This is a genomic window from Streptococcus infantis, assembly GCF_047464215.1.
Lineage (GTDB): Bacteria > Bacillota > Bacilli > Lactobacillales > Streptococcaceae > Streptococcus > Streptococcus infantis_P.
In genome coordinates, this window is the sequence record NZ_JASHCG010000004.1 from 137,277 (window position 1) to 153,174 (window position 15,898).

Sequence of the window (15,898 nt, forward strand, 5' to 3'; positions counted from 1 at the left end):
ATAAAATCACCGAGCGAACAAAGTGAGCTCATAAAAAGATAGTTATTGCCGTGGTGTCTTGCCAATCTTGAGATTAGCAAGGGGCACAATTGAGACCTAGGCTCAATTGTGAGGTCAGGAAATCCATTTTTCAAAGATGAAATCATTGAAAAATTAGTTCCGACCGTCCCCCACCACCTAAAATAACTATCAAAAAAGGAAGAAAGAATATGTCATTAACATCGAAACAACGTGCCTTCCTCAACAGCCAGGCACACACCCTCAAACCCATCATCCAAATCGGGAAAAATGGTCTCAACGACCAAATCAAAACCAGCGTTCGCCAAGCACTTGACGCGCGTGAATTGATCAAGGTTACTCTCTTGCAAAACACAGATGAGAATATCCACGAAGTTGCTGAAATCTTGGAAGAAGAAATCGGTGTGGATACAGTCCAAAAAATCGGACGCATCTTGATTTTGTATAAACAATCCAGCAAGAAAGAAAATCGCAAGATTTCTAAAAAAGTTAAAGAAAGCTAAGAACGATACTCCCAAAAGCTGTTTTTACAGAAGAGTAAAGGAGATTAACCTATGGCAATTGAATTATTAACTCCCTTTACAAAAGTGGAGTTAGAGCCAGAAATCAAGGATAAAAAACGCAAACAAGTCGGTATTTTGGGTGGAAATTTTAATCCCGTTCATAATGCTCATCTGATTGTTGCAGATCAAGTTCGTCAACAGTTGGGATTGGATCAAGTTTTACTCATGCCTGAATACCAGCCACCTCACGTAGACAAAAAGGAAACCATTCCTGAACACCATCGCCTCAAGATGTTAGAATTGGCGATTGATGGAATCGAGGGTCTAGCTATTGAGACTATTGAGCTAGAACGTAAGGGTATTTCTTACACCTACGACACCATGAAGATTCTGACAGAGAAGAATCCAGATACAGATTATTACTTTATCATCGGTGCTGACATGGTAGACTATTTACCCAATTGGTATAGAATTGATGAACTGGTCGACCTCGTTCAGTTTGTAGGAGTTCAGCGACCACGATACAAGGCAGGAACTTCCTATCCAGTTATCTGGGTGGATGTGCCTCTCATGGATATCTCATCCAGCATGGTGCGTGACTTCCTTGCTCAAGGTCGGAAACCCAACTTTCTCCTACCTCAGCCTGTGCTAGACTACATCGAGAAGGAGGGGCTCTACTGATGGCCTATCAAGACTATATCAACTGCTCCCGTGAGGCTTTGTTGGAAAAAATGGCAGAGCTTCTACCTGAAAAACGCTTAACCCATTGCTTGGGTGTGGAGCGTGCAGCCATAGAACTGGCTCAGCGCTTTGGAGTCGATGTTGAGAAAGCAGGTCTAGCAGGCCTTCTTCATGACTATGCTAAAAAGCTGTCAGATCAGGAATTTCTGGATTTGATTGATCGTTATCAGCTAGACCCTGACCTCAAAAACTGGGGCAATAATGTCTGGCATGGCATGGTTGGCATCTACAAGATTCAGGAAGATTTGGATTTGCATGATTCAGAAATCCTGCGAGCCATTGAAATCCATACAGTTGGGGCTGACCAGATGACGGACCTAGATAAGGTCATCTACGTCGCAGACTACATCGAGCACAATCGTACCTTTCCAGGAGTGGATGTGGCGCGTGAGATTGCAAGTTTGTCACTTAATAAGGCGGTGGCCTACGAGACAGCTCACACAGTGGAGCATTTGGCTCACCAGGGATTCCCCATCTATCCCCAAACCCTTGGAACCTATAACGCCTATGTGCACTATTTGAAAGAGGACTAAATGAAGACGGCTTTTATAATCATTGATGTTCAGAATATTTTAGTGGAAACTGGGTTTCAGACAAAAAGTCTATTGGAAAAAATTTCTTATTTACAAAACCAGGCTAGAAGCAAGAATATCGAAATTATTTATGTTCAACATATTGAGAACTCTGAAGCTCAAACATCAGAAGATTGGCAGTTATCTGAGCTTTTAAGTCGAAAACCTAATGAAAAGGTCTTTCAGAAGAAGTATAACAGTATTTTCAAAGAAACTGGTTTAAAAGAATACTTGGATAAACAGGGGATTGAAAAATTAGTTTTATGTGGTATGCAGACAGAATATTGTGTGGATACCTCTGTCAAGGTTGCCTTTGAATATGGCTATCAGCTTATTATTCCAGAAGGAACTTGCACAACGTTTGATGGCGATGACATTCCAGCAGAAACGATAAATGAATTTTATGAGGGCATTTGGGAGGGGCGCTTTGCAGATGTCCTAGATTACAAACATATTTTCTAGAAAGAGGATTAAATGAAAGAAAAAGAATTACTAGAACTAGTCGTGAAAGCGGCTGATGAGAAACGCGCGGAGGATATCCTCGCACTTGACGTACAAGATTTGACCAGCGTGACAGACTACTTTGTTATCACTAGCTCAATGAATAGCCGTCAGTTGGATGCTATCGCTGACAATATCCGTGAAAAAGTTGCTGAAGCAGGCTTTAAAGGCAGCCATGTCGAAGGTGATGCAGCTGGAGGCTGGGTCTTGCTAGACCTCGGCAGTGTCGTTGTGCATATCTTCTCAGAAGAAATGCGTGCCCACTATAACCTCGAAAAGCTATGGCATGAGGCTAATTCTGTAGATTTATCAGAAACTCTATAGTCTTTTCCTTTATCTTTTATTACGGCGTTAACTCGAAACGAGAAACAAGCTAAGCTTGTCTGATTTATAACCTCAATCAGTCTCCCAGACTGATTGAGCAAACTCTAGTTATGCCTGCAATTCGTTTCCTAGTACTAAAAGCAAACGAAAAGACTATAGCGTTACAATTGAACTCAGTTGCAGTCAACTGGGTTTTATTTGCTTATTTTAGAAAAATTGATTGAAAGGTAAAGGGCGAGTGGTGTTTGCCATGGACGCTCTTGGTATCATGATTATGGCAACTTATGAAACTTTTGCGGCGGTCTATGATGCGGTCATGGATGATAGTTTATATGACAAATGGACGGACTTTTCGCTACGCCATTTGTCTAAAACCAAGGACAGAAAGAAGCTTTTGGAATTGGCTTGTGGGACAGGGATCCAGTCCGTTCGCTTTTCGCAAGCTGGTTTTGATGTGACTGGACTTGATTTGAGTGCGGATATGTTGAAGATTGCCGAAAAGAGAGCGGCTTCAGCCAAGCAAAAGATTGATTTCATTGAAGGTAATATGCTGGATTTGTCCAAGGCAGGTAAATACGACTTTGTGACCTGCTATTCCGATTCTATCTGCTATATGCATGATGAAGTGGAAGTAGGGGATGTCTTTAAAGAAGTCTATAATGCCCTCAATGAAGATGGTGTCTTTATCTTTGATGTGCATTCGACCTACCAGACTGATGAGGTCTTTCCAGGTTATTCTTATCATGAAAATGCGGAAGATTTTGCCATGCTTTGGGATACCTATGAGGATGCAGCACCACATTCTATCGTGCATGAACTGACCTTCTTTGTCAAGGAGACAGACGGTTCCTTTAGTCGTCATGATGAAGTCCATGAAGAGCGTACTTATGAGGTCTTGACCTATGATATTTTGCTGGAGCAGGCTGGCTTTAAATCCTTTAAACTCTTTGCGGACTTTGAAGACAAGGAGCCAACAGAAACCAGTACCCGTTGGTTTTTCGTCGCACAGAAGTAGGAGATTACCATGACCATTACAGGTATTATCGCGGAGTTCAATCCCTTTCATAATGGACATAAATACCTGCTGGAACAGGCAGAGGGACTGAAAATCGTTGCCATGTCTGGGAATTTCATGCAGCGTGGAGAGCCTGCTATCGTGGATAAGTGGACACGGGCGCAGATGGCGCTGGAACATGGCGCGGATTTGGTCGTGGAATTGCCCTTTTTAGTCAGTGTCCAAGCGGCGGATTTTTTCGGCCAAGGTGCAGTGGCTATCTTGGCTCGTTTGGGAATTGATACCTTAGCCTTTGGGACAGAGGAAGTTCTGGATTATCAGAAAATTACTGCCCTATACTCAGAACGTGGTCAAGAGATGGAACTTTTCATGGAAAACTTACCTGATTCTCTTTCTTATCCCCAGAAAAACCAAGCTATGTGGAAGGAGTTTGCAGGTCTTGATTTTTCTGGTGATACGCCCAATCATGTTCTTGCTCTCGCCTATGCCAAGGCAGTCGCGGGGCGCAACATCAAACTTCATCCAATTCAACGTCAGGGAGCAGGTTATCATTCTGTGGACAAGGATGTGGACTTTGCCTCAGCGACAGCTCTTCGTCAACATCAAAATGATCAAAATTTCTTAGAACGTTTTATGCCTTCGGTTGAAATCTTTAAAAATGCTGGTAAGGTGAGCTGGGATAACTATTTTCCCTTGCTCTGCTATCAAATTTTGTCAAATCCTGACCTAACTAACATTTATCAGGTCAATCAAGAAATGGCGGTGCGCATCAAGGATGCTATAAAGATAGCTCAGTCTGTGGAAGAGTTGGTAGAGGCAGTTGCCACCAAACGATACACCAAGGCTCGTGTACGACGACTTTTGACCTATATCTTGGTCCAGGCTAGAGAAAGCGACTTACCAGAAGGCATACATGTCTTTGGCTTTACAGAAAAAGGCAGACAACATCTCAAATCTCTGAAAGACCAAGTCCAGCTAGTTAGTCGCATCGGTAAAGAACCCTGGGATGCTATGACTCAAAAGGCAGATCAAGTCTACCAACTAGGAAATCCCAATCTCTTAGAGCAGAATTTTGGTCGAGTGCCAATTAAAATCGAATCAAACTGAGTCTACTTTGAGGTAGGCTTTTTTGTTTTTTTCGAATAAATAGAAAGAAAGGAAAAAATCTTGTACAAGTTCCTGACAATTTTTTCTTTTCGTGTATAATAATGGAATAGAGGTAAAACGAGGTATGGTTATGGAAGCAGTTCTTTACTCAACATTCCGAAATCATTTAAAGGACTATATGAAGAAGGTAAACGATGAGTTTGAGCCTTTGACAGTAGTTAATAAAAATCCTGATGAAGACATTGTAGTTCTTTCAAAGAGTGAGTGGGATAGTATTCAAGAAACCTTGAGAATTGCTCAGAATAAGGAGCTTTCTGACAAGGTCTTGCGAGGAATGTCCCAAGTTCGTGCAGGACATACTCAGGTGCATGTGATAGAGGAGTGATGGATGCTACTCAAGTTTACAGAAGATGCCTGGGCGGATTATTGCTACTGGCAAAACCAAGATAAGAAAACATTGAAAAGAATCAATAAACTAATCAAGGATATTCAACGCGACCCTTTTACAGGAATTGGTAAACCAGAACCGCTCAAGTATGATTACCAAGGAGCTTGGTCACGTCGTATTGAAGCAGAAAATTGCTTGATTTACATGATGGATGCAGATAGCGTCGCTTTCTTATCCTTTAAAGATCATTATTAAGTCTACTGAAAGGTAGGCTTTTTAACTTATTTTTTTCTAAAAAAATCTTTAAAAATTTACTTAGGGAGAATAGCCTATTTTATTAGGGAAAATAAGGATTTTTAACCTTGAAATGACCAAAACAACTTCAAATTAAGGTTTGTTAAAAATAATTTTTTATGGTAGAATGTATAAGAATGCATATCATTCGGATAAACAAATAAATTGAGGTAAAAACATGGAAATTATGGCGATTGTTATCGTTGTTTTTGCCGTCATCATTGGTTTAGTCATTGGATATGTCAGCATCTCAGTCAAGATGAAATCATCACAAGAGGCTGCAGAGCTGATGCTTTTAAATGCTGAACAAGAAGCAACTAATTTACGAGGACAAGCTGAGCGCGAAGCGGATTTATTACTCAATGAAGCTAAGAGCGAAAGCAAGTCTCTTAAAAAAGAAGCACTATTGGAGGCCAAAGAAGAAGCCAGAAAATACCGTGAAGAAGTGGACGCTGAATTTAAATCAGAACGTCAAGAACTCAAGCAAATCGAAAGTCGTTTGACCGAACGTGCTAGCAGTCTTGATCGTAAAGATGACAATTTGACGAACAAAGAAAAAACACTTGAACAAAAAGAACAAAGTATTTCTGATAGAGCAAAAAACCTTGATGTACGTGAAGAGCAACTAGAAGAAATTGAGAAACAAAAGCAAGCTGAACTAGAGCGTATTGGAACTCTGACTCAGTCGGAAGCAAAAGACATTATCTTGGCCCAGACAGAGGAAAACTTGACTAAGGAAATTGCTAGTCGCATTCGTGAGGCTGAGCAAGAAGTTAAGGAACGTTCAGACAAATTGGCTAAGGATATCTTGTCTCAAGCCATGCAGAGAATTGCTGGTGAGTATGTAGCTGAGTCTACCAACTCTACAGTTCATCTGCCTGATGATACCATGAAAGGTCGTATCATTGGTCGTGAAGGGCGTAATATTCGTACCTTTGAAAGTTTGACAGGGGTTGATGTTATCATTGACGACACTCCAGAAGTGGTAACCTTGTCAGGTTTTGATCCTATCCGTCGCGAGATTGCCCGTATGACGATGGAAACCTTGCTTAAGGATGGACGTATCCACCCAGCTCGTATCGAAGAGTTGGTTGAGAAAAATCGTCAAGAGATTGATAACAAGATTCGTGAATATGGTGAGGTAGCAGCCTATGAAATTGGTGCACCGAACCTTCACCCTGACTTGATGAAGATCATGGGTCGCTTGCAGTTCCGTACTTCATACGGACAAAATGTCTTGCGTCATTCGATTGAAGTTGCTAAGTTGGCTGGTATTATGGCCAGCGAACTTGGTGAAAATGCTACCCTTGCTCGTCGTGCGGGATTCCTTCACGATATTGGTAAAGCCATTGACCGTGAAGTAGAAGGTAGCCACGTTGAGATTGGTACCGAGTTAGCTCGCAAGTACAAAGAGCATCCAGTTGTAATCAACACCATTGCAAGTCACCACGGAGATGTAGAACCTGAAAGTGTGATCGCAGTTATCGTTGCTGCAGCGGATGCCTTAAGCGCAGCCCGTCCAGGAGCTCGTAGTGAGTCACTCGAAAGCTACATTAAACGTCTCCATGATTTAGAGGAAATTGCGAATAGCTTTGAAGGTGTTCAAAATAGCTTTGCCCTTCAAGCAGGTCGTGAAATCCGCATTATGGTAAATCCAGGTCAAATCAAAGATGACAAGGTCACAATCTTGGCTCATAAAGTTCGTGAGAAAATCGAAAACAATCTCGATTACCCAGGAAATATCAAGGTAACCGTGATTCGTGAACTTCGTGCAGTTGATTATGCAAAATAAATAAGAAAGAGCAGTTGAAAAATTACTGCTTTTTTGTTACACTAGATAGAAAGATTGTAGCGAGCAGAAATGGCTTTAGATATATAATCTTACAGAAATTTTCAAGTCATTTCACAAACTATCCAAAGGAGACATAATGGCAGACCGAGGCTTACTAATCGTTTTTTCAGGTCCTTCAGGAGTTGGGAAAGGAACGGTTAGACGAGAAATTTTTGAGAGTTCTGAAAATCAATTTCAATATTCTGTATCTATGACGACACGGGCACAACGTCCAGGTGAAGTAGATGGTGTTGATTATTTCTTCCGTACAAGGGAGGAATTTGAAGAATTGATCCGTCAAGGGCAGATGTTAGAGTATGCAGAGTATGTGGGTAACTACTATGGAACTCCTCTGACTTATGTTAATGAAACACTTGATAAGGGAATCGATGTCTTTCTTGAAATTGAAGTGCAGGGAGCTCTTCAGGTTAAGAAAAAAGTTCCAGATGCTGTCTTTATCTTTTTGACACCACCAGATTTGGAAGAATTGCAAGACCGTCTCGTAGGCCGAGGTACAGATAGCGCAGAAGTGATTGCTCAGCGTATCGAAAAAGCCAAGGAAGAAATTGCTTTGATGCGTGAGTATGACTACGCTATTGTAAATGACCATGTTCCTCTTGCCGCAGAACGTGTCAAACGTGTGATTGAAGCAGAACATTTCCGTGTAGACCGCGTGATTGGTCATTATCAGGATATGCTACCAAAGTCTCCGACTATTCGATAAAATTTAGAAAACAGGTACAAACAAATGATGCTTAAACCCTCTATTGATACCTTGCTTGATAAGGTACCATCAAAATATTCACTTGTCATCTTGGAAGCAAAGCGTGCTCACGAATTAGAAGCAGGAGCACCTGCTACTCAAGAATTTAAATCTGAGAAATCTACTCTTCGTGCCTTAGAAGAAATTGAATCAGGGAATGTAACTATCCACCCAGATCCAGAAGGAAAACGCGAAGCTGTTCGTCGTCGTATCGAAGAAGAAAGACGATTGAAAGAAGAAGAAGAAAAGAAAATTAAAGAGCAAATCGCGAAAGAAAAAGAAGAAGGTGAAAAAATTTAAGGTTGGGGGGACTCAATCTTATTTTTTCTATTGCAAGAATACTCAATCAATTAAAAGGATTTAAGAAGAGAAGGAGGTGAGGATATGGCTATTGCTATTGCAAAAATCATTGTGGATGTTCCCTTGATGCAGACAGACCAGCCCTATAGCTACAAGATTCCAGAGGAATTTGAAGAGATGCTGGAAGTTGGCATGCGAGTTCATGTACCTTTTGGGAAGGCCAATCGCTTGATTCAGGGAATTGTTCTTGGGTTGGAGCCTCAATCTGATGCAGATGTGGCAGTCGAGGACTTAAAAGAAATTGCCGAGGTGCTGGACTTTTCTCCTGTTTTAACAGAGGAACAACTCTGGCTAGCTGAGGAACTACGTAAATCAGTCTTCTCATACAAAATTTCCATTCTAAAAGCTATGCTCCCTGGATTTTTGAACTCTAGCTATGATAAGATCCTCTATCCTCTGGAAGGCTTGAGTCAGAAAGATAGAGACCGTTTGTTTGGTTCGCAGGAGTCTCTAGCATTTTCATCTCTTGACCTGGAAAAGCAGGCTGAGATGATGCGATTGACTCGCAAAGGACTTTTGAAGTTAGAGTATCAGGCTATAGACCAGAAGAAGGTCAAAACACAGTCTTGGATTCAAGTGAATCTTGACAAATTAGAAAAGCTAGAAATCTCAAACCGTGCCAAGAAGAAATTGGAACTGCGAGATTATTTATTAGCACATCCTGAAAGCTCCCCTTTGTCAGCCTTATTAGAAAATTACTCACGGGACCAAGTCAATTTCTTTGTGGAACAGGGTGCTTTGACGATTCTTCAAAAGGAAGTTCAACGCTCAGCTGCTTACTTTGAAGGAATCGAGTCGAATCAAGCCTTAGAGTTAAATCAAGAGCAAAAAGTAGCCTGTGAGGCAGTTGTTGGAGCGATTGGGAAGAAACATCCTCCCTTTATGCTTCAAGGAATAACAGGAAGTGGTAAAACCGAGGTTTACCTGCAGATTATCCAAGGTGCCCTGGATATGGGAAAAACAGCGATTGTTCTAGTTCCGGAAATCTCTCTGACACCTCAAATAACCGAGCGATTTATTGCTCGTTTTGGTGAACAAGTAGCCATTCTCCATTCGGGTTTGTCCAATGGTGAAAAGTATGATGAATGGCGCAAGGTGGAGCGTGGAGATGCTCAGGTAGTTGTTGGGGCTCGCTCGGCTATTTTTGCACCTTTAAAAAATCTAGGTGTTATCATTATCGATGAAGAGCATGAGGCCAGCTACAAGCAAGATAGCAATCCGCGTTATCATGCTAGGGATGTGGCTCTTTTACGTGCCCAGTACAATCAAGCTGCCCTAGTCCTTGGTTCTGCAACGCCGAGTTTAGAGAGTCGTGCGCGTGCTGGCAAAGGCGTTTATCAACATCTGCGCCTGACACAACGTGCCAATCCTTTAGCAAGTATTCCTGAAGTTCAACTGATTGACTTCCGTGATTATATTGGGCAAAATGAAACGTCAAACTTTACACCACCACTGATTGAGGCCATTCAAGATCGACTGGATAAAAAAGAGCAGGTTGTTCTCATGCTCAATCGTCGTGGTTATTCTAGCTTTGTCATGTGCCGAGAATGTGGGACTGTTGATACCTGTCCCAACTGCGATATTTCCTTGACGCTGCATATGGATACTAAGACTATGAATTGTCATTATTGTGGATTTTCTAAGGAAATTCCTCATGTCTGTCCAAACTGTCAGAGTCGCAGTATTCGTTACTATGGAACAGGAACTCAGAAGGCCTACGATGAGCTAGCTGAACTCTTTCCAGAGGCACGTATTCTGCGCATGGATGTGGATACAACTCGCAAAAAAGGTAGTCACCAAGCACTTCTTGAGCAGTTTGGCAAGGGTGAAGCGGATATCCTGTTGGGAACCCAGATGATTGCCAAGGGCTTGGATTTTCCAAATGTGACCTTGGTTGGTGTTCTCAATGCGGACACAGCCTTGAACCTGCCTGATTTCCGTTCTTCTGAGAGAACTTTCCAACTCTTGACCCAGGTGGCAGGACGAGCAGGAAGAGCTGAAAAAGCTGGGCAGGTATTGATCCAGTCCTATAATCCTCAGCATTATGCCATTCGCTTTGCCAAGGACCAGGATTATGAAGGATTTTACACCTATGAAATGGCCATTAGACGTCAGCTAGGTTATCCACCTTATTATTTCACAATTGGAATTACCTTGTCTCATAAGAAAGAAGAAGAGGTTCTTAGACGTGCTTATCAAGTAATGGGTATTTTGCGGTCAGGTTTATCGGATGCTAGTGTAATTCTAGGTCCAACGCCAAAACCTATCGCTCGTACTCATAACCTCTATCATTATCAAATTTTGATTAAATACCGTTTAGAAGATGAGCTTGGTCCAACCCTTAACCAGGTCTTGGCCTTGACACAAGAACGGGAAAATAGCGACCTTCGTCTCAGTATTGACCACGAACCGCAACAATTTTTATAAGAAGGAGAAGATATGACAAAACTAATCTTTATGGGGACTCCCGATTTTTCAGCAACCGTTTTGAAGGGACTTTTGTCAGACGATCGCTACGAGATTGTAGCTGTTGTAACACAACCAGATCGCGCAGTTGGGCGTAAAAAAGTCATACAAGAAACCCCAGTAAAACAAGCAGCTAAAGAAGCAGGGCTTCCTATCTACCAACCAGAAAAATTATCGGGTAGTCCAGAAATGGAAGCTATCATGAACTTGGGTGCTGATGGAATTGTGACTGCAGCTTTTGGACAATTTCTCCCAAGTAAACTCCTTGATAGCATGAATTTTGCGGTCAACGTTCATGCTTCCCTCCTTCCTAAACACCGTGGTGGTGCTCCTATCCATTATGCCTTGATTCAAGGGGATGAGGAAGCTGGTGTGACCATTATGGAAATGGTCAAGGAAATGGATGCAGGAGATATGATTTCCCGTCGCAGCATCCCTATCACAGATGAGGACAATGTTGGAACCTTGTTTGAAAAATTGGCAATTGTTGGTCGTGATCTGCTTTTGGATACGTTGCCTGCATACATTGCTGGCGAGATTCAACCAGAACCACAAGACCCAAGTCAAGTAACTTTCTCACCAAATATCAAACCTGAGGAGGAAAAACTGGATTGGAACAAGACCAACCGTCAACTTTTCAACCAAATCCGTGGGATGAATCCATGGCCAGTTGCTCATACCTTCCTCAAGGGAGAACGCTTCAAAATCTATGAAGCTCTGCCAGTAGAAGGTCAGGGGAATCCGGGGGAGATACTCTCCATCGGTAAGAAAGAATTGATTGTCGCAACAGCAGAGGGTGCTCTATCTCTCAAACAGGTTCAACCAGCAGGGAAACCTAAGATGGATATTGCTTCCTTCCTCAACGGTGTGGGACGAACTTTGGCAGTAGGAGAACGATTTGGTGATTAAAGTTGAAACGGCTAGAAGTTTAGCCCTAGAGGTGCTAGAAGATGTCTTTGTCAATCAAGCATATTCCAATATTGCCTTAAATAAACACCTCAAGGGAAGTCAACTGTCAGCAGCAGACAAGGGCTTAGTGACAGAACTTGTTTATGGAACCGTAGCTCGTAAACTAACTTTAGAATGGTATTTGTCTCATTTTATTGAGGATAGAGACAAGCTGGACAGTTGGCTCTATGTTTTACTTCTCATGAGCACCTACCAACTCCAATACTTGGATAAGCTTCCTGACCATGCAGTGGTCAATGAAGCGGTAGAAATTGCAAAACTTCGTAAGAAGGGCAGTGAAAAACTGGTCAATGCTGTTCTTCGTCGTATTTTGCGTGAGGGTTTGCCAGATATTGCCTCTATCAAGCGTAAAAATAAGCGTGATTCCATTGCCTACTCTTTACCAGTTTGGTTGATTTCGAAGCTCAAGGAAGAGTATGGTGAAGAGAGAGCGCAAGCGATTTTTGAGGGTCTTTTGCAACGGAATAAAGCCAGTATCCGTGTGACAGATTTGAGTCGAAAAGAGCAGATTAAAGCTCTGCTTGGTGCAAGTGATTCTCTTTTATCTCCTGCTGGTCTGGTCAAGGAGCAGGGGCATTTTGCTGGTCACGCTTTGTTTGCTGAAGGGGCTATTACTATCCAGGATGAGTCTAGTCAGTTGGTTGCACCGACACTAGAGCTACAAGGAGATGAGCAGGTTTTAGATGCTTGTGCGGCCCCTGGTGGTAAGACTGCTCATATGGCGTCTTATCTAACTACGGGACAGGTGACGGCACTGGATCTCTACGATCATAAACTCACTTTGATTCAAGAAAATGCTCAGCGTTTAGGTGTAGCAGATCGTGTTCAAACGCAAAAACTGGATGCACGAAAAGTGCATGAGTTTTTTGGCAAGGATCAATTTGACAAAATTTTGGTTGATGCTCCTTGTTCAGGGATTGGTCTATTGCGTCGAAAACCAGATATCAAATATAATAAAGAGACAGCAGATTTCGCGTCATTACAGGAAATTCAGTTGGAAATATTAGGTAGTGTTTGTCAAACACTACGAAAAGGTGGTATAATAACCTATAGTACCTGCACTATTGTCTCGGAAGAGAACTTTCAAGTGGTTCAAGCATTTTTAGAAAGTCATCCCGAGTTTGAGCAGGTTAAACTAGATCACGAATGCAAGGATATTCTAAAAGATGGCTGTATCCTTATTACTCCAGAATTATACGGAAGTGATGGATTCTTCATCAGCCAATTTCGTAAGATATCCAATTAGGAAGGAACTGACACAATGGAGATTTCATTATTAACAGATGTGGGTCAGAAGCGTACAAATAATCAAGACTATGTCAATCTTTTTGTCAATCGTGCTGGTCGCACGATGATCATCTTGGCTGATGGAATGGGAGGTCATCGCGCAGGAAATATTGCCAGTGAGATGGCAGTTACGGACCTAGGTGTTGCCTGGGTTGATACGCAGATCGACACCGTTAATGAAGTTCGCGAATGGTTTGCCCACCATCTAGAAGTTGAAAATCAAAAGATTTATCAACTAGGACGAGATGAAGCCTACAAGGGAATGGGGACAACCCTCGAAGCTCTTGCAGTTATCGGAAATCAGGCAATTTATGCCCATATCGGAGATTCTAGAATCGGTCTCATTCGAGGGGAAGAGTACCGTCAACTGACAAGTGATCATTCTTTGGTCAATGAATTGCTTAAGGCGGGTCAATTGACACCTGAAGAAGCTGAAGCACATCCACAAAAGAATATCATCACCCAATCTATCGGACAAAAAGACGAAATTCAACCTGATTTTGGAATTGTCAGCTTGGAAGCAGGAGACTATCTGGTCATGAATAGCGACGGTCTAACCAATATGATTTCAGGCAGTGAGATCTATGATATTGTGACAAGCGATATTTCGCTTGATGATAAGGCAGCCACTTTGGTACGCTTTGCCAACAATGCCGGAGGGCTTGATAATATTACAGTTGCCCTTGTTTCGATTAAGGAGGAGGCGGCAGAATGATCCAAATCGGCAAGATTTTTGCCGGGCGGTATCGGATTATCAAACAAATTGGCCGTGGAGGTATGGCAGATGTCTACCTAGCCAAGGATTTGATTTTAGACGGGGAAGAGGTAGCTGTAAAGGTCTTGAGGACTAACTACCAGACTGACCCGATTGCTGTTGCGCGTTTTCAGCGTGAAGCGCGTGCAATGGCTGACTTAGATCATCCCCATATCGTTCGGATAACGGATATCGGCGAAGAGGACGGTCAACAGTACCTAGCTATGGAATATGTAGCTGGTCTTGATCTCAAGCGCTATATCAAAGAACACTATCCCCTCTCAAATGAAGAAGCTGTCCGTATCATGGGTCAGATTCTCTTAGCGATGCGCTTGGCGCACACTAAAGGTATTGTCCATCGTGACTTAAAGCCTCAAAATATTCTTTTAACTCCTGATGGAACGGCTAAGGTGACGGACTTTGGGATTGCTGTAGCCTTTGCAGAGACAAGTCTGACTCAGACCAACTCTATGTTGGGTTCTGTCCACTACTTGTCACCTGAGCAGGCTCGTGGCTCTAAGGCAACTGTCCAGAGTGACATCTATGCCATGGGGATTATTTTCTATGAGATGCTGACAGGGCATATCCCTTATGATGGCGATAGTGCAGTAACTATAGCCCTCCAGCATTTCCAAAAACCTCTCCCTTCGGTTATAGCTGAAAATCCATCTGTTCCCCAAGCTTTGGAGAATGTGGTCATCAAAGCAACTGCTAAAAAGCTTACGGATCGATACCAGTCGGTTTCAGAGATGTATGTTGATTTGTCTAGCAGTCTATCTTATAACCGCAGAAATGAACCAAAACTTGTTTTTGATGATGCTACTAAGGCGGACACAAAGACATTGCCAAAGGTTCCTCAAACAACCTTGACCTCCATTCCTAAGGTGCAACCACAGACAGATAGCCATCAGGCAACTAAAGATAGCCCAGAAGCAAGTGCTAAAAAATCTGTGGAAAAACCAGTGAAAAAACGTCATTTTAAAGCACGTTATCTGGTTCTACTAGCAAGTTTCGTACTGGTTGTCGCTTCTTTGGTGTGGATTTTATCCAGAACACCAGCTACTGTTGAGATTCCAAAAGTTGCAGGTCAAACTGTCGCTGAAGCAAAAGAAAATCTGAAAAAAGCGAATTTTGAAATTGGTGAGGAAAAAACGGAAGCTAGTGATACCGTAGAGGAAGGTCGGGTTATCCGAACAGATCCAGATGCTGGCTCAGCTCGCAAAGAAGGGTCTAAAGTTAATCTAATCATATCTTCAGGTAAACAATCATTTAAGATTGGAAACTATATTGGACGCAAATCTACTGATGTTATTGCAGAATTGAAAGGGAAAAAAGTTCCTGAAAATCTGATTAAGATTGAAGAAGAAGAGTCCAGTGAATCAGAACCAGGTGTGGTTTTAAAACAGAGCTTAGCAGAAGGTACGACTTATGATCTTACCAAGGCAACTTCTATCGTTTTGACTGTTGCTAAAAAGGTGACAACCGTGACCATGCCAAGTTATATTGGCTCAAGTCTTGAATTTACAAAGAATAACTTAATTCAGATTGTTGGTGTCAAGGAAGCTAATATCGAAGTAGTAGAGGTTTCGACAGCACCTGAGGGCACTGCTGAAGGAACTGTTGTCGATCAAAGTCCAAAACTAGGTGCGAAAGTTGATCTAAGTACGACACGTATAAAGATCTCTATTTATAAACCAAAAACTCCACCATCATCTTCTTCTGTTCCATCTTCGAGCCAGCGTAACTCTAACAGGGCAGATAATACGGTGCCATCTCAAAGTTCATCTACTCCATCTTCGTCTACGCAAACTCATGCGGACGAACATAACACTGATAACTAAATAATCTTTGTCACAGTTTTTGTGGCAAAGATTTTTTGGCTCTTTGTCAACTGTAGTGGGTTGAATAAAAGCTAACATCTGGAGAGGACAATCGTTGTCCTCTCCATTTTTATATTCAGAGCGATGAAAATTCGTTTCTTAAAGTTGTCAAAGTTCCTAAAACC

The 15,898-nt window shown here is 42.2% G+C and carries 17 protein-coding genes; all 17 read left to right on the forward strand.

Annotated elements, in window-relative coordinates:
• Positions 1-209 precede the first annotated feature (209 nt).
• Complete coding sequence (yhbY, locus tag QM469_RS03930) at positions 210-521, forward strand: ribosome assembly RNA-binding protein YhbY (RefSeq protein ID WP_311522525.1); 312 nt, start codon at positions 210-212, stop codon at positions 519-521.
• 51 nt (positions 522-572) lie between these two features.
• Positions 573-1,202, forward strand: a complete 630-nt coding sequence (locus tag QM469_RS03935; RefSeq protein WP_311522524.1) for a nicotinate-nucleotide adenylyltransferase — start codon at positions 573-575, stop codon at positions 1,200-1,202.
• The gene (yqeK, locus tag QM469_RS03940; protein ID WP_311518807.1) at positions 1,202-1,795 is read left to right on the forward strand and encodes a bis(5'-nucleosyl)-tetraphosphatase (symmetrical) YqeK; all 594 of its coding nucleotides are present in this window, start codon (positions 1,202-1,204) and stop codon (positions 1,793-1,795) included. The genes QM469_RS03935 and yqeK overlap by 1 nt, the downstream gene beginning before the upstream one ends.
• A complete protein-coding gene (locus tag QM469_RS03945) occupies positions 1,796-2,296 on the forward strand; it encodes a cysteine hydrolase family protein (protein ID WP_016465503.1) in 501 nt (166 codons plus the stop codon).
• Between the two features lie 12 nt (positions 2,297-2,308).
• Positions 2,309-2,659, forward strand: a complete 351-nt coding sequence (rsfS, locus tag QM469_RS03950) for a ribosome silencing factor (RefSeq protein WP_153225040.1) — start codon at positions 2,309-2,311, stop codon at positions 2,657-2,659.
• A gap of 274 nt (positions 2,660-2,933) precedes the next feature.
• Positions 2,934-3,674, forward strand: a complete 741-nt coding sequence (locus tag QM469_RS03955; protein WP_414276712.1) for a class I SAM-dependent DNA methyltransferase — start codon at positions 2,934-2,936, stop codon at positions 3,672-3,674.
• A gap of 9 nt (positions 3,675-3,683) precedes the next feature.
• A complete protein-coding gene (locus QM469_RS03960) occupies positions 3,684-4,781 on the forward strand; it encodes a nucleotidyltransferase (RefSeq protein ID WP_153225039.1) in 1,098 nt (365 codons plus the stop codon).
• A 130-nt stretch (positions 4,782-4,911) separates the two neighbouring features.
• Positions 4,912-5,166, forward strand: a complete 255-nt coding sequence (locus QM469_RS03965; RefSeq protein ID WP_186822552.1) for a type II toxin-antitoxin system Phd/YefM family antitoxin — start codon at positions 4,912-4,914, stop codon at positions 5,164-5,166.
• Between the two features lie 3 nt (positions 5,167-5,169).
• Positions 5,170-5,424, forward strand: coding sequence for a Txe/YoeB family addiction module toxin (locus QM469_RS03970; protein WP_153225038.1), 255 nt, complete (start codon positions 5,170-5,172; stop codon positions 5,422-5,424).
• Positions 5,425-5,641: 217 nt separating this feature from the next.
• Positions 5,642-7,255, forward strand: coding sequence for a ribonuclease Y (locus tag QM469_RS03975; RefSeq protein ID WP_414276703.1), 1,614 nt, complete (start codon positions 5,642-5,644; stop codon positions 7,253-7,255).
• Positions 7,256-7,391: 136 nt separating this feature from the next.
• Entirely contained in the window at positions 7,392-8,018 is a 627-nt protein-coding gene (gene gmk / locus QM469_RS03980) for a guanylate kinase (RefSeq protein ID WP_000775049.1), read from the forward strand.
• 24 nt (positions 8,019-8,042) lie between these two features.
• On the forward strand, positions 8,043-8,357 hold the full coding sequence (gene rpoZ / locus QM469_RS03985) for a DNA-directed RNA polymerase subunit omega (RefSeq protein ID WP_006146546.1): 315 nt from the start codon (positions 8,043-8,045) through the stop codon (positions 8,355-8,357).
• A 90-nt stretch (positions 8,358-8,447) separates the two neighbouring features.
• Entirely contained in the window at positions 8,448-10,844 is a 2,397-nt protein-coding gene (locus QM469_RS03990) for a primosomal protein N' (protein ID WP_414276711.1), read from the forward strand.
• 12 nt (positions 10,845-10,856) lie between these two features.
• Entirely contained in the window at positions 10,857-11,792 is a 936-nt protein-coding gene (gene fmt / locus QM469_RS03995; protein WP_414276702.1) for a methionyl-tRNA formyltransferase, read from the forward strand.
• A complete protein-coding gene (gene rsmB, locus QM469_RS04000; protein ID WP_414276701.1) occupies positions 11,785-13,098 on the forward strand; it encodes a 16S rRNA (cytosine(967)-C(5))-methyltransferase RsmB in 1,314 nt (437 codons plus the stop codon). Before fmt ends, rsmB begins: the two co-directional genes overlap by 8 nt.
• A gap of 15 nt (positions 13,099-13,113) precedes the next feature.
• On the forward strand, positions 13,114-13,854 hold the full coding sequence (locus QM469_RS04005) for a Stp1/IreP family PP2C-type Ser/Thr phosphatase (protein ID WP_414276700.1): 741 nt from the start codon (positions 13,114-13,116) through the stop codon (positions 13,852-13,854).
• Entirely contained in the window at positions 13,851-15,734 is a 1,884-nt protein-coding gene (pknB, locus tag QM469_RS04010) for a Stk1 family PASTA domain-containing Ser/Thr kinase (protein WP_414276699.1), read from the forward strand. Before QM469_RS04005 ends, pknB begins: the two co-directional genes overlap by 4 nt.
• Positions 15,735-15,898: the final 164 nt, after the last annotated feature.

Bases quoted from the DNA above. Each gene is read 5' to 3' on its own strand.
- yhbY (WP_311522525.1), top strand. From the start codon at position 210: ATGTCATTAACATCGAAACAACGTGCCTTCCTCAACAGCCAGGCACAC.
- QM469_RS03935 (WP_311522524.1), top strand. From the start codon at position 573: ATGGCAATTGAATTATTAACTCCCTTTACAAAAGTGGAGTTAGAGCCA.
- yqeK (WP_311518807.1), top strand. From the start codon at position 1,202: ATGGCCTATCAAGACTATATCAACTGCTCCCGTGAGGCTTTGTTGGAA.
- QM469_RS03945 (WP_016465503.1), top strand. From the start codon at position 1,796: ATGAAGACGGCTTTTATAATCATTGATGTTCAGAATATTTTAGTGGAA.
- rsfS (WP_153225040.1), top strand. From the start codon at position 2,309: ATGAAAGAAAAAGAATTACTAGAACTAGTCGTGAAAGCGGCTGATGAG.
- QM469_RS03955 (WP_414276712.1), top strand. From the start codon at position 2,934: ATGGCAACTTATGAAACTTTTGCGGCGGTCTATGATGCGGTCATGGAT.
- QM469_RS03960 (WP_153225039.1), top strand. From the start codon at position 3,684: ATGACCATTACAGGTATTATCGCGGAGTTCAATCCCTTTCATAATGGA.
- QM469_RS03965 (WP_186822552.1), top strand. From the start codon at position 4,912: ATGGAAGCAGTTCTTTACTCAACATTCCGAAATCATTTAAAGGACTAT.
- QM469_RS03970 (WP_153225038.1), top strand. From the start codon at position 5,170: ATGCTACTCAAGTTTACAGAAGATGCCTGGGCGGATTATTGCTACTGG.
- QM469_RS03975 (WP_414276703.1), top strand. From the start codon at position 5,642: ATGGAAATTATGGCGATTGTTATCGTTGTTTTTGCCGTCATCATTGGT.
- gmk (WP_000775049.1), top strand. From the start codon at position 7,392: ATGGCAGACCGAGGCTTACTAATCGTTTTTTCAGGTCCTTCAGGAGTT.
- rpoZ (WP_006146546.1), top strand. From the start codon at position 8,043: ATGATGCTTAAACCCTCTATTGATACCTTGCTTGATAAGGTACCATCA.
- fmt (WP_414276702.1), top strand. From the start codon at position 10,857: ATGACAAAACTAATCTTTATGGGGACTCCCGATTTTTCAGCAACCGTT.
- QM469_RS04005 (WP_414276700.1), top strand. From the start codon at position 13,114: ATGGAGATTTCATTATTAACAGATGTGGGTCAGAAGCGTACAAATAAT.
- pknB (WP_414276699.1), top strand. From the start codon at position 13,851: ATGATCCAAATCGGCAAGATTTTTGCCGGGCGGTATCGGATTATCAAA.